The sequence below is a fragment of the Parasedimentitalea maritima genome (assembly GCF_005771405.1).
In the GTDB taxonomy this organism is placed as follows: domain Bacteria; phylum Pseudomonadota; class Alphaproteobacteria; order Rhodobacterales; family Rhodobacteraceae; genus Parasedimentitalea; species Parasedimentitalea maritima.
Genome location: NZ_VAUA01000005.1, coordinates 234,176 through 247,262, shown reverse-complemented (window position 1 = coordinate 247,262; position 13,087 = coordinate 234,176). Strand labels below are relative to the sequence as shown.

Here is a 13,087-nt window from a genome sequence, read left to right as displayed (position 1 = left end):
TTTCACGTTGAAGATTTGAATTATCTATCTAAATACGGTTAGTTGTCTGATATTCCTCATTAAAGTGTTAGAAGCGTAGACTTTTAAACCACCCGGTAGATGCAGTCGTTCTTGAAGCGTTTGTTAGTGAGAATAGCTTGCCTAGGATGTTGATTTATCAAATCTATAGTTTAACAATCACACCCGAACGAGAGACTGTTTGCCACTGCGATTTGCTGCGCCACGGTTCTACCTAAATCACGCGATTTGGCTCCAATTAAAGTTCTAAGAAAAGAAATCACTCATTTCTCCACTTTCATTCCTAGCGGTATGGAGTAAGGGAGGTGGGGCGTTAAGGAGAACGAATGATGGGCGCTTCACAAAACTTACTGGAAATTGTTGCGGCTGCGCAGGCTGACGCAAAGACGGCTGAAAATCGCATTGCAGACATATTTGAACAGACCGGCGGGCAGCACGGATCCGGTTCCCAGAGTGAAGAATTGCACGCCTTGACGGTTTCGCTTGAATCAGCTGCGGTCGACATCTTCACTTTGTTTGAGGCGCGGATGCAGCACCATTTCAGACGAGGCCCGTTCTCACGTAAATTGAAATCGCTGCTATTGGAGACTGGGCAAGCAGATCTCGCCGAGAGCGTCCACCAGTATTATCTTGCGATCAACGTTTTGAAGCATGGGAAAGGCGCGAGTTATCGTGAGCTGCTCAATGCCCCAAACGCGCTTTTTGTTGTGAGGCCCGCCGATGACATCCCCGTCGGCGAAGCACACGATGCCGTAGGTCTTGTTGATGTCAGTGTGCCGGGCTTTTTCGATGGGCTGACTACAACAATTCTTGAAGCCTATCATTTCCTTGAAAACAGACAAGTTTCGTAGTTCTGTTTGCCAAGATGAAATCGGGTGAACAGCCAACTTAACTGGTTGGGCACTAACATTTTAAGTCTTCGAGTTCGCGAACCAATCGCTGAAGGCCGGGCGCATCAGTGGACGCTGAGGGGCTTACTATTCGAATGGGCCATTTTAGTTCTACGGCCAACGGCACCGCTATCACATCCGGTTTGGCAACGAGGTTCAACGATTCCTGATCTACTATTGCCCGACCTGCTCCTTGGGCCACCATTCTGATAAGAGCGGATTGGGTGCCTGCCTCGGCCATGATTTGAAATGTGACGCCAGCCTGATCAAACATGTGCTCGACTGCCCGGCGGAATGGGCTGTGAGTTGGCAACATATTCTGAGGAACCTTTGCCAATTCTGCCAGCGTTACCTTTCCTACACGAGCAAGTTCATCATTTGGGTGGAAAATGGCGGTTGGCAATACATCTGCCACTCGTGTGCAGACTAGGTTTGGATCGCCCGGGTCGGACGAAATGACCACACAGTCAGCACGTCCCTCTCTCAGTGCGGCAAGGCATGAGTCTTCGTTCAGAACGTCGACATCAATCCTGAGTGCCGGATGTCGTGCCATCAGGCGGCCTGCAGCGCTAGCGACACGGGTATCTGCAACAACGGGCAGTGCGGCCACTCTCAGATGACCTCCCAATCCTGAGGCAATCTGTCTTGCGGCATCTTTGACTCTTTCCAGCCCATGATAGTGTTTTAACGCGGCCTCTTGCAGGCTGTGGGCCGCTGCGGTTGGTTCGAATTTCCGACCCGACCGATCGAACAGTTCCACTCCGATTTCGAGTTCAAGTTCTGCGACTGCACGGCTGATCGCAGGTTGAGAAATATGCAATGCATCGGCTGCTTTGCGCGTCGACTTCAGGCGATATGCCATCTGGAATATTTCAATTTGGCGGGCGGAAAGGCGCATAGGGTTCGATAACAGAAACGTATCAACTGATGCAACTTTTTGATTTCTTCAACATCGAAACTCGCGGTATACAGGGTGAAGATGCTTGCCGAGAGGACCTCCTTTGCACCTGGATTTAGAACTACTGCTTTTGGCGATCTTTTTGGGCGCCGTGCTTCAGGTTGGGGTTGGGATTGGGTTTAGCATTGTTGCGGGCCCTCCCATGATGGTTTTGCTGGGAACTACGGTCGCGGTTCCAGTTCTGCTGATGTTGAATACACTGGTGTCAGCTATTGCCGTCGACTGGCGTATTTGGGTCGCTGAGAAAAAAACGATTAAGACTGCGATAGTTGGGTGTCTTTTGGGCGTGGCATTGGGGGTGGTTATCTATCCGTATCTGTCTGAACAGATTGTTTTGATCCTGACGGGCACATTGTTACTAATAGGCGTTCTGACAACGCTTCTCCCGCATCGCTCAGTGGCTGGTACTAGGGGATTCGCAGCAATCTCTGGGTTGTCTGGCCTGGCAACAGTTTGGGCCGCGACCCCCGGACCGCTCATGGTGTTTGGCCTGATCGCAACTGGTCGGTCCGCACGGGATACCCGCAAACTGGTACAGCCCATTGCACTGGTCGCTTATGGGGTTGCCTTGCTTTTGCATGGGTTGGTTGATGGAGTGGCATTTGCACAGGTATCCAATGTCTGGGCATTTGTAGTTGCCACGTTTTTTGGCAGCATTCTTGGGCGTGTAATCGGCCCATTGTTACCCCAACATCTGATCAAAAACGCCATTCGGATCGTCTCAATCCTGGCCTGTTATGCGCTTTTCCGGCGCGCCTATTTGATAAGTTAGACACGGGGTAAATACGATGCAACGCACTGAACTACTGGCCCGCTTTCCACGCGCGGAGCTCATGAATGGTGAAACACCGTTGGTCCGTTTGGGCCGGATGTCTGAGCGCCTTGGAATTGATCTGTGGCTCAAGCGCGATGACCTTACTGGTCTTGGATTTGGCGGCAATAAAACCCGTCAACTAGAATTCTATTTTGGCGACGCGCTGGCAAAGGGGGCAGATACGGTGCTCATCACCGGTGCGGTGCAATCAAACTATGTGCGATCAGCGGCGGCGGCGGCAGCACAGTTGGGGCTTCGCGCCATCCTGCAACTGGAAGAGCGTGTCGCAGGTATGGGAGCGCCATATTACAATTCTGGCAATGTGCTGCTTGCCAAAATACTAGGTGCAGAGCACATCAGCTATCCGGAGGGCGAAGACGAGGCCGGGGCCGATGCAGCGCTTCATCAGCGTTCTGAACAGATCAAAACCGAGGGTGGCAAGCCGTATGTAGTTCATCTGGGGCTGGATCACCCACCACTCGGTGCGCTTGGGTATGTCGCGGGAGGAATTGAACTCTGCGAGCAGATGGACGACTTCGATGCTGTGGTTGTTCCCTCAGGCAGTGGCGCAACACACGGCGGGCTCTTGACCGGGTTACGCCTGTCAGGGCAATCGGCCCCGGTTCACGGGATATGTGTGCGCCGCGATCACCAGCAACAGCAGCAGCGGTTAAAAACTGTGCTGCACAAACTGGCCAACTTGTTAGATATTGACGCAAAACTGACCTCGGATGCTGTTCTTACCTGGGATGGCGCATTGTCCCCTGGTTACGGGAAAATGGGTCCGGATACCCAACATGCGCTAAGTTTGATGGCGCGCACCGAGGGGGTTTTCCTCGATCCGGTTTACACCGCAAAAACATTCGCTGGTTTGTTGGGTCTGATTGACACCGGTCACATTGTAGCAGGGCAAAAAGTTGTCATGCTGCATACGGGGGGATTGCCTGCGCTCTTTGGCTATCAAGAGGAGTTATCGACGAAATGAAATGATCTTGGTGTGCTGCGATGTTCCACCAAATCTTTCACAGTGAAAGACGTTCAGCCCGCCAAATCTAATCACCGCTGAAGCAAAACAATCAAGCGAACCGAATTTTCCAATCCTTAATCAGAGTGTTCATGATGCCAAACCAGCCTTCTCAAAACATAGCCGATCTTCCCTTGCGCATCACCGGACCGGCAGCATGGATCGGCGTGGAAATGGCCGGCAACCCAGATGCCTGGCTTTATCAACTCAGCTCAGAAGACATTGCCGATCTCGAAAACGCAGCGCGGCACTTTATTGCGCTAGGGCTTGATGTCGGAGAGATCTCTAAGGAAACCTTTCCACTTACTACGTTTTCCACACATGCTAGGGACCTAAGTAAGATCCTGTTGAATGGCGTGGGCGTCCAAGTGCTGCGCGGTCTGCCCATCGCAGACTATTCTCAAAAATTTGCGGCAACCATCTTTTGTGGTCTTGGCGCCCATTTGGGAAGCGCGCGTTCCCAAAATGCGCAAGGACATATTTTGGGGCACGTTCGCGATATTGGTGGTGATGTCAACGATCCCAACAGCCGCATCTATCAGACATGCGAACGTCAAACTTTTCACACAGACAGTGCTGATGTTGTTGGTCTGCTATGCCTGCAAGAAGCCAAGCAAGGGGGGCGATCCTTACTTGTGAGCGCGGTTTCCATCTATAATAGAATGAGAGCCGAGCGGCCTGATCTGCTGGAAAAGCTCTTTGATCCAATCGCGACTGACCGGCGAGGGGAAATTCCGGAAGGTGCCAAGCCGTTCATGGAGATACCCGTTTTGAACTGGCACATGGGCCATTTGACCGTTTTCTACCAACGGCAATATATCGACAGTGCACAACGGTTTGATGGTGCCTTGCCTTTGACACCGGAACATGTTGAAGCGCTTGATATGTTCGACGCATTGGCCAATGATCCCGAACTTTGCTTTGGGATGCAGTTAGAGCCGGGCGACATGCAGTTTGTTTACAACCATTCGCAACTGCATGATCGCACTGGCTTTCTCGATTGGCCTGACCCCAGCAAGCGCCGCCACCTGATGCGCCTTTGGCTTTCGATTGATGGCGACCGACCGTTGCCCGACTGTTTCAAAGAACGATATGGCTCCATCGAAATTGGCAATCGCGGCGGAATAATCACTAAGGAAACCAAACTACACGCGCCGTTAGACTGAATTCGGTACAGAGCGATGTGGCGTACTGTCTTGAACAAGAGCAGATTTCTGGAATACACCATTTCTGCTTCGTCCTAGCCACTCAACTTTTTCGTCGTGGAAAACCGAACGGATTGGCATCTTTGGCGCCCCTGTCACTCGATGCAGCTTGAAGGCTCTCGGCCATAGGATCTAGGAAATACTTGCCGTCTAGGAGATCTATCTTCTGTGGCCTGAGTACACGCAAACACAACATGATCCGGATGACGTTCTCCAAATCATACTGACGGATATTTCGTCTACTTCTGTGTGATGAGTTGGCAAGAGGAGATCGGGGAAGGCGATGTCCTTTGGCAGTTGATTTAGCACATATTTCACAATGCGTTATGGGCCAAATTTAACTGTTTTGAACATTTTGCGAAGGATATGAAGCGAAACATGGGCCTTTCAATCTCGCTGTCACTTTTTGGAAAACCCAGTGACAAGCCAGAGGCGTTGGGCCGTGCGCAAAAACCAAAAAAGCCACCAAGCTATTGAGCTTAGTGGCTTTTTATGGCTCCGGCGGTAGGGATCGAACCTACGACCAATTGATTAACAGTCAACTGCTCTACCGCTGAGCTACGCCGGAACGGTGCGTGTCGTATAGCGTCCGGATTCTAGAGCGTCCAGAGGGGAATTACGAAATTTTCAAATTATTTCCTGGTGCTCACTTTAGAAGTTGAAACTTGGATGCAGGCTCCAAATCTCCAATTTGGGAAACTCTGTTTTTGCCCACTAGATCAATTAGATGAGCAAAGACATTGCGTTCCGCCGCTGCAAGCAATGAAGCCGGTGTTTCCGTGTATATTGCTTGCGCAAGACTAAGGGCCGTCGCAGGCCCTTGGGCAAGACATTCTAGGACAGCAGCCTCGCGTGATTGACGGTGAGCAATCAGCCAATCCAGTCGGGCGGTTGGGTCTGTAACGGGTGCGCCGTGACCGGGATGAAACACCCGCCATTGCCGTTCTTTCAGGCGATGGCACGACGCCATGAAATCACTCAGATCACCGTCTGGTGGTGATACCAGTGAACTGGCCCAGCCCATGACGTGATCAGCGGTGAAACAGGCATCGTTCCAGGCCAGGGCAACGTGGTTGCCTAGATGGCCTGGGGTGTGAATGACTTCCAAAGCCCAATCTGAACCTGTGATGATGTCACCGTGAGCGACGGTTAGGTCTGGATGAAAATCTAAATCGATGCCTTCGCCACCGCCTGTCATTCCAGCTGCGGCCAGCTGGGTCATTACCTCGCTGCGACCGGCAGCTGAACTGCCATAGGCATAAATCGGGGCCCCAGTAATCTGACTGAGTTCTGCCGCCAGCGGTGAATGATCAAGATGGCTGTGGGTTACGATGACATGAGTGATCTTTTGGCCGGGTTCGACGGCAGACAAAATGGCCTGTAAATGATGGGGCAGGGCGGGGCCAGGGTCAACTACCGCCAGATCAGTTCTGCCGATGACATAGGTATTGGTGCCGCGATAGGTCATAGGAGACGGGTTTGGTGCCAAAATGCGCCGCAACCCTGGCTCCAATTCAATTGCTTCGCCCGGGTTCGGGTTGAAATCATCTGGGGCCTGCATCATGCTACCTCGGTCATTTGACATTCATTTCAATCGCCTGCACGGGTTTGTGTTTCACTGCCCTGCCTGCCCGCTATAGGCTTAACCCATGTTCTTCAACTGGCTCAAACAATATATGCCACGTAGCCTTTATGGACGGGCGGCGTTGATCCTGGTGTTACCTGTTCTGGTGATACAGCTCGTGGTTTCGGTGGCCTTTATCCAGAACCACCTAGAAGACATTACGACCCAGATGTCGCGGACAGTGGTACGAGAATTGCGGTTGATTTCCGACCAAGCGGCGGCTGCGACGGATCAGCAGGCAATGTTGACGGAAATGGCACCTTCTCTGGCGACGCTGCAGATGCAGGTGCGTTTTGTTACGCTCGACGAGATACCGCAGAGCGATCAGTATCGTTGGTTTGATTTTTCCGCCCGTGTGGTGGCGCGAACATTTCGCGGAGCACTTCCTCAAACTCTTGCTGTGCTGTTTCCCGACAAGCGAAGGGTCTTGTTGTACATGCAATCGAGGTTAGGCCCGGTTGAAATCAGTTTTGAACGACGGCGGGTCGCAGCGGCAACGCCGCACCAGCTGATCGTAACTATGGTGTTCTTCGGCACCCTAATGACGGTCATTTCCTTTCTTTATATGCGTAATCAGTTGCGTCCGATTACTTGGTTGTCTGAGGCAGCCCAGGCTTTTGGGCGTGGGCATCATGTGCCATTTCGACCTAGCGGCGCAACTGAAGTTCGGCTTGCTGGGAGCGCCTTTCTTGACATGAGGGCACGGATTGAACGCCAGATCGAACAGCGAACGCTGATGCTGTCCGGTGTCAGTCATGATTTGCGTACCCCCTTAACCCGGCTAAAGCTTGGGTTGGCACTGTTGGATGAAAGCGATGCAGAACCATTGTTGCGCGATGTAGATGAAATGCATCAGCTGTTGGACGCATTTTTGGATTTTTCCCGTGGGGTTAGCACCAGTGAACCCGACTCCACTGACCCCCATGAAATGGTCCAGACCATAGTTGGAAATTGGCGTCGTGAAGGCCAGGATGTCATGTTGGGAGAGTTGAGTGGTACTGGCGAAGTTATGTTGCGCCCGGCTGCAATGCGTCGCGCAATTGACAATTTGATTTCAAATGCTGTGCGTTACGGTAGTCGAGCTCGGGTGTCGGTCGCCCTGACAGATCGCTCGTTGCGCATTCGGGTGGAGGACGACGGTTCAGGTATCCCGCCGGATCTACGCGGTGAGGCAGTTCGCCCCTTTATTCGGCTAGATCCGTCGCGCAATCAGGATTTGGGAGCAGGAGTGGGGCTGGGATTGGCTATTGTCGCCGATATTGCCCGCGCGCATGGTGGCGCCTTGCGATTAGGTGAAAGTGAAGGATTGGGTGGATTGCAAGCCGATATAGTGATCGGCCGGTAGTTAACCGACTGGGGCAAATGAGCGAAATGGCGCTGAGGACAACAAAATTCTTGTGATTGTAACTATCAGTTGTACCTTAACGATATGATTTATTCAGGATTTTCCCCAAAAACACCCTTGGCAATTTCCTTGTGGAAAAGCCAGCTGCTGAAAATTAGTACTGTTTTGGTGACCTTTGCCGGGGCTTCTCCGGCAGTGGCACAAGCGGACGGCGATCCTCCTACAATGGATCTGCGCGCTGTGGAGATTGTGACATCTGCAACTGAATATTTGGCTGCCCAGGAGATCTTATCTGTAGACTGGTTTGTTTCATTTGATGTGGTGGCTGATGGCCGTGAAAAGATCACCTACATGCGCAGTGGCTCCAACCTGTTGCAGCGTGGCGTTGGTTTCTACGGCAATAGCGAATTTGGCGAAGACACGCGTGAGTATTTTTTTGACGGTACACAGTTTCAAATTTATGACGTTGAAGAAAATGCCTATGTATCCACTGAATTTGTCGGTGATTTTGATGCTTTGGCAGATCGGGCGTCAGAGGCATATGACCTGCGACTGCCTATCTGGCAGGTGATGAGCGCATCTCCAAATGCGGAGCTGTTAGATCGGGCGACTTCAGCAGCGTATTTAGGCACGACCCGGATTGCTGGCCGTCAGGCTCATCACTTGGCCTTTTCAGATTATGATGCGGACTGGCAAATCTGGATTTCTACCGAAGCTGCGAAGCCAGAGTTGATGATGATCGTTGGTACAGCCCCCTATACGCAGGGTTGGCCTCAATATCGCGCCTACTTCACCAATTGGGATTTTGACCCCGACTTTCCAGACAGCGTCTTTACCTATGTACCTGACGATGAGGCTGAGCAAATGGCCTGGCCTCAGCCAGCGGACGTCAACATTTTGGGGGCGGGTAACTGATGCGACAGTTTTTTCTAGGATTTCTTATTTTCGCGCTGTCAGTTGGGACATCCCCAGAGAGTGTGATGCGATTGTCCCCCAGCACAGATGCAGCTGATGCCAGAAATCGGGGCGGCGGTGGTAGGGCCCGACCATCTGGCGGTAGCCGCGGCGGGTTTTCGGCGGCTCCTAGAACACGGCCTTCCGGTGCGCGAACCCGTCCATCTGCTGGCACGCGCCCGTCTCCGCGTACACGGCCCTCTACGGGTACCCGGCCTTCAACAGGTACACGTCCTTCTACGCAGCCTTCGACTAGGCCAGCGAAACCCCCTGTAGTTGCGCCCAGCAGGCCATCTGCAGGACAACGACCTTCCACCCGTCCATCGGCTGGTGTTCGTCCCCCAGGTGCACGTCCCCCGGGGTCACGCCCTCCTGGTGCCCGGCCGCCTGGCCACCGTCCTCCTGGAACACGTCCACCTGGAACCCGTCCGCCAATCGGGGGGCGTCCACCCGGATACCGTCCGCCAGGGTATCGTCCACCAGCCTATCGTCCACCTTATTATCCGCCTCCATATCACCGTCCGCCACATTACCACTACGGCCCTTATCATTATAATCCGGGTTGGGGGTGGTTCTTTACTGCGGCCATTGTTGGGTCGACGCTGGTCTATACAACCTCGTTGCCTTCCGATCAGGAGTGCCAGAAGGTCACAGAAAACGGCGAAACGTTATATCTGTGTGATGGGGTCCTGTATCGTTCGACCTTTTATGAGGACGAAAAGGTCTATGAGATTGTTTCGGATCCGCCAGCAGAGGAGGGGGCACCCCAATCTGTTGTTGGCATGGGTCTGACTGATCCACTGACACGTGGCGATACGGTCCGTGAACTGCAAAACCGTCTGGTTGGCGCTGGCTACGATGTTGGCGGCGTTGATGGTGTCTTTGGCGGTGGTACTGAAACCGCTGTCATGTGGTTGCAGTATGACAATGGGCTTGAATCGACCGGTTTGATCGATCCCCCAACAGCTCAATTGCTCGGATATGATGTACCTGGTTCTGCAGAAAGTGCTGCTCCTCCGGTGGAACAGGGTTTGTCAGAAACATCACCGAACGATGCTGAAGAACCTTCCGCAGCACCTGAAACCCAACCGGATAGCACAACACCCGGTGATCAGGACGCGGTTCCAACCGACGGTGAAAGCCCTCCGGTTGAAGAGTCGCAAAACTAAAAGGCAATCTGATGCAGACCCGCGTAATCTGCATCAGACAAAGATCGGTGTGGAGTTGGTGTATAAGCTCTACTCAATTGATCAATCTGTCCACGCTCAACAGCCTTCGCTGATATGCAAATAGAACATTCCAATCAGGAATAGTGAATGATTGTTCGGTGCGCATGGCAGCTGTTGGTGGGCGAATGTTGGAATTGGGGCAAAAGCGCACATTTTGCTTTTGCGTGAATATTGAAAATTTAATTCGCAAACAAAAAGGATCGCTCGCTTGCCCCGAAATTGTTCTATACCCGCAAAGAAGACCTCCTGCGGCAGAATGTTGGTTAATTTGATCGCGGCTATGTTTCTAACCGTGATGGTACCCAGTTGGTCACCAGCGCAATCGCGTTCAGAACAGGCTTTTGCCCGCAAAGTTTTGGCTGGCCTTCAAGCCAGTTCGATAGCGGCAAATCGGGAATATTGCGGTATTATTGGACTGACGGAAGCGGGGGGGCTTATCGCTTCGGCAGCGCGTAAAGGACGGCGTGATTCCTGTCTGCCAAGAGATCCCCGCGGTGCGATAGAGCTGATTGCCAGCTATCACACTCATGCAGGGTTTGACGAGGACGCCGACAGCGAAGTGCCTTCCGCCAGTGATGTGATTGCCGATATGGAAGAGGGGCTGGACGGATATGTCGCAACTCCGGGTGGGCGGTTGTGGTTTATTGATGGGCAATCGGGAACCGCGCGCCAGCTGTGTGGCCTAGATTGCCTGCCTTCCGATCCGGATTTCGTGCCCGGCCAATGGGGGCCGGTCAAACAGCGATATACCCTGTCAGATCTGGATGCGCGCGATTAACCCGATCTTGTCCAACCAGGGAAGAGGATGGCTTGGCTAGACAACACAACAGATGTTCAGGGCCATTTGTCTGAAGGACGTCGGGCCCGCGCTTAATTTCGACGTTGTGAAGGAAATGGATATCTGTTCCGTCAATGATGGAAACTGTGAGTATTGCAGGTCTATGGATGGCTACATTGCTGTAGGGTCACCGCATAGCCATCAGGTTCGCGACCAGCATACTGCGCTTTTGTTCCATTTGTTCCTGGATCTTGTGAGCAAGGTCTGCTTCTGGGCCGCAACAAACGACCGCGGTTTCTTTCATCTCGCGATGTGTGCGTTGTGCAGAGTCAAGCATAGCTCGTCGGACGATGTCCAAAATTTCTTCCCGCTCCGCCTCAGGAAGGTCAGCGGCAAGGGCTGCTTCCAGTTCTTGGGTGACGCGATTTGATAGTTTTTCAAGATTCATCTGGTTCGCTCCGGTTTTAGACTGGCATCTAAAAGTGGCCACTTTTTGGCAGTCGTTAATAGCCTGTGCACTGAAAGTCCCATGTACAGGGGCCTGGCCGAAAGGTTAGGCCAACAGAAGAACCGGTGGCAATAAGATACTTGATTTAAGAGACAATCAATAACCAGCAGAGAGCGGTTATCTGGATTCATTCCGGTAATGTCGGATAACGGCATTGTGCGTCGGCAGAGTTTCTGGTTCCAAAAGTGGCCTAAACTAAGTGAGAGTTTGGCTCATCTGGTTGGTTTGATTATGCGGCGCGTTGCCTGTGATGTAAGCGGCGCGCTTCGAGGGTCTTTCGTTTAATCCTTTCTCGTTGTTGTAGAATGGCTTTGTCCCGTCCGAAGTAGACGTCGGCAGGTGTGACGTTGTTCAGGCTCTCATGGTAGCGCTGGTGGTTATAGTGGTCGACGAAGGCTTCGATCTGGGCTTCGAGATCACCGGGTAGGAAGTAGTTTTCCAGCAGGATGCGGTTCTTCAAGGTTTGATGCCAACGTTCGATCTTGCCCTGTGTCTGAGGGTGATACGGCGCTCCGCGTGAGTGCTTCATGCCCTTGTCCTGCAACCACTCAGCCAGATCGCCCGAGACGTAGCTGGATCCGTTATCCATTGCCCGGCAGGGTCATGCGCAGCATGATCCCGAGAGGGGCTAAGCAGGCGTGGCTTATGAACGACGTGGATCTGATCACATCCTGACGCCTGCAACGCGAGATCCAACGTATCGGTCACATCTTCAGTCCTCATATTGGTGCAGAGTTTCCACGAGATGATGTAGCGGCTGTAATCGTCCAGGAGTTTCAGCCCATAGTCGGGCAGCATTGAATGTCCAAAGACTTAGGGGGGCATCAACATAGCCGGATATGTTCTGCATCACTATAATAACATCGACGGATCGCGTGTTGGCGAGCTTGGCCCATTGTCTCTTCCCATAGTTGAAAAATATGGCGATGAATTGTTAGTCTCCTGCCGGATCGAACCACTAAAGGGCAATTCGATCCATTCCAATATGGTGGTCTACAAGTTCGAGACCTTTGTCGCTGTATCGGAGTTCTACCATTCACCTGAAATGGTGGAGTTCTCCAATTTGCGGGACAAAATTAAAGATGGTCTCGCGACTGTGACAACCCGGTCACTCAGAGACAGAGTATGTTGTGAATTCCGGTTACTTTCAGACCTAGTTGAAGTGTTTTAAACTTTTGGCAGTTCGGGAAACAACTCAATACAAGAGAGCATTTTGGCGCCTGGAGATGGCCTCGAACAGTCTGACAGGTTTGCTGCGATCGCTACGTTAGTCGAATGATACATGTGCTTTGAACAGCTCCAATGGATCAAAACAAACGAGCGGAGCTAGGGAATTCGCTGCATCCTAATTTGGTGTGGGATTGGTCCATGGGAATGACAACAACCACCCTTTGCAAATATTGCGGTTTGGCAGCATTACAATCTTTGGGCTGGTTTACGTGTTTGTCAGGAGGGGCTGTTCTTATAGAATATTTGAACCGCCACCTTCGAGTTATTTAATTACGTCAATAACCAGTACAAAACCGATCCCCAAAATAGGACTCCCCCGAGCGCGGCCCAAAGTACCCACCAGCCAGCTGGTTTCGATGCTTTCGTTTTTTTCACTGGCGTTTGCATTGCTCGACGCTCCGAGCGCAGGTCTTTCCAGTTTTGGAGGTGTTGAATGAACATAGTCACCCTTGTCAAAGGAGTAATTGCATATCGTAGGTGTAGCACAAATATAGATTTGCTTCAAAAAAA

General features: G+C 52.1%; 13 protein-coding genes, 1 tRNA gene and 1 pseudogene. 9 read left to right on the top strand and 6 right to left on the bottom strand.

Annotated elements, in window-relative coordinates; genetic code table 11:
• Positions 1-344 precede the first annotated feature (344 nt).
• The gene (locus tag FEE96_RS11750) at positions 345-869 is read left to right on the top strand and encodes a hypothetical protein (RefSeq protein ID WP_246079420.1); all 525 of its coding nucleotides are present in this window, start codon (positions 345-347) and stop codon (positions 867-869) included.
• 52 nt (positions 870-921) lie between these two features.
• Here the strand turns inward: FEE96_RS11750 and FEE96_RS11745 are convergent, their stop codons facing one another.
• Positions 922-1,806 (bottom strand): LysR family transcriptional regulator, encoded by an 885-nt coding sequence (locus FEE96_RS11745; protein WP_138163234.1) that lies wholly within the window; start codon positions 1,804-1,806, stop codon positions 922-924.
• Positions 1,807-1,909: 103 nt separating this feature from the next.
• Here FEE96_RS11745 and FEE96_RS11740 point away from each other — a divergent pair, with 103 nt between their 5' ends.
• The 3 genes from FEE96_RS11740 to FEE96_RS11730 all read left to right on the top strand — a co-directional run bounded on the left by FEE96_RS11740 (position 1,910) and on the right by FEE96_RS11730 (position 4,870).
• The gene (locus FEE96_RS11740) at positions 1,910-2,638 is read left to right on the top strand and encodes a TSUP family transporter (RefSeq protein ID WP_171021684.1); all 729 of its coding nucleotides are present in this window, start codon (positions 1,910-1,912) and stop codon (positions 2,636-2,638) included.
• Positions 2,639-2,654: 16 nt separating this feature from the next.
• Complete coding sequence (locus tag FEE96_RS11735) at positions 2,655-3,665, top strand: D-cysteine desulfhydrase family protein (RefSeq protein WP_138163232.1); 1,011 nt, start codon at positions 2,655-2,657, stop codon at positions 3,663-3,665.
• A 131-nt stretch (positions 3,666-3,796) separates the two neighbouring features.
• Positions 3,797-4,870, top strand: coding sequence for a TauD/TfdA family dioxygenase (locus tag FEE96_RS11730; protein WP_246079419.1), 1,074 nt, complete (start codon positions 3,797-3,799; stop codon positions 4,868-4,870).
• A gap of 532 nt (positions 4,871-5,402) precedes the next feature.
• Here FEE96_RS11730 and FEE96_RS11725 read toward each other — a convergent pair.
• Together FEE96_RS11725 and FEE96_RS11720 are read right to left on the bottom strand one after the other, a co-directional pair.
• Positions 5,403-5,477: transfer RNA gene (locus FEE96_RS11725), tRNA-Asn, on the bottom strand.
• A 78-nt stretch (positions 5,478-5,555) separates the two neighbouring features.
• Entirely contained in the window at positions 5,556-6,470 is a 915-nt protein-coding gene (locus FEE96_RS11720; protein WP_138163418.1) for an MBL fold metallo-hydrolase, read from the bottom strand.
• Positions 6,471-6,558: 88 nt separating this feature from the next.
• Here FEE96_RS11720 and FEE96_RS11715 point away from each other — a divergent pair, with 88 nt between their 5' ends.
• Positions 6,559-7,878: an ATP-binding protein gene (locus FEE96_RS11715; protein ID WP_138163231.1), complete on the top strand. Its 1,320-nt coding sequence runs from the start codon at positions 6,559-6,561 to the stop codon at positions 7,876-7,878.
• A gap of 129 nt (positions 7,879-8,007) precedes the next feature.
• Complete coding sequence (locus FEE96_RS11710) at positions 8,008-8,793, top strand: DUF2092 domain-containing protein (RefSeq protein ID WP_171021683.1); 786 nt, start codon at positions 8,008-8,010, stop codon at positions 8,791-8,793.
• A gap of 291 nt (positions 8,794-9,084) precedes the next feature.
• Here FEE96_RS11710 and FEE96_RS23985 read toward each other — a convergent pair whose 3' ends face one another.
• Positions 9,085-9,345 (bottom strand): hypothetical protein, encoded by a 261-nt coding sequence (locus FEE96_RS23985; RefSeq protein ID WP_171021682.1) that lies wholly within the window; start codon positions 9,343-9,345, stop codon positions 9,085-9,087.
• Between the two features lie 107 nt (positions 9,346-9,452).
• Between FEE96_RS23985 and FEE96_RS23470 the strand changes: the two genes are divergently transcribed.
• Positions 9,453-10,001: a peptidoglycan-binding domain-containing protein gene (locus FEE96_RS23470; protein ID WP_171021681.1), complete on the top strand. Its 549-nt coding sequence runs from the start codon at positions 9,453-9,455 to the stop codon at positions 9,999-10,001.
• A gap of 316 nt (positions 10,002-10,317) precedes the next feature.
• Positions 10,318-10,839, top strand: a complete 522-nt coding sequence (locus FEE96_RS11700) for a DUF4329 domain-containing protein (RefSeq protein ID WP_138163228.1) — start codon at positions 10,318-10,320, stop codon at positions 10,837-10,839.
• Between the two features lie 187 nt (positions 10,840-11,026).
• On the opposite strand, the gene FEE96_RS11695 is transcribed toward FEE96_RS11700, so the two are convergent.
• Positions 11,027-11,287 (bottom strand): hypothetical protein, encoded by a 261-nt coding sequence (locus tag FEE96_RS11695; protein WP_138163227.1) that lies wholly within the window; start codon positions 11,285-11,287, stop codon positions 11,027-11,029.
• Positions 11,288-11,576: 289 nt separating this feature from the next.
• Positions 11,577-12,121 (bottom strand): annotated as a pseudogene (locus FEE96_RS11690) (transposase); the annotation flags it as partial.
• A gap of 49 nt (positions 12,122-12,170) precedes the next feature.
• Here FEE96_RS11690 and FEE96_RS24100 point away from each other — a divergent pair.
• Positions 12,171-12,518 (top strand): DUF1330 domain-containing protein, encoded by a 348-nt coding sequence (locus FEE96_RS24100; RefSeq protein ID WP_212744763.1) that lies wholly within the window; start codon positions 12,171-12,173, stop codon positions 12,516-12,518.
• Positions 12,519-13,087 lie beyond the last annotated feature (569 nt).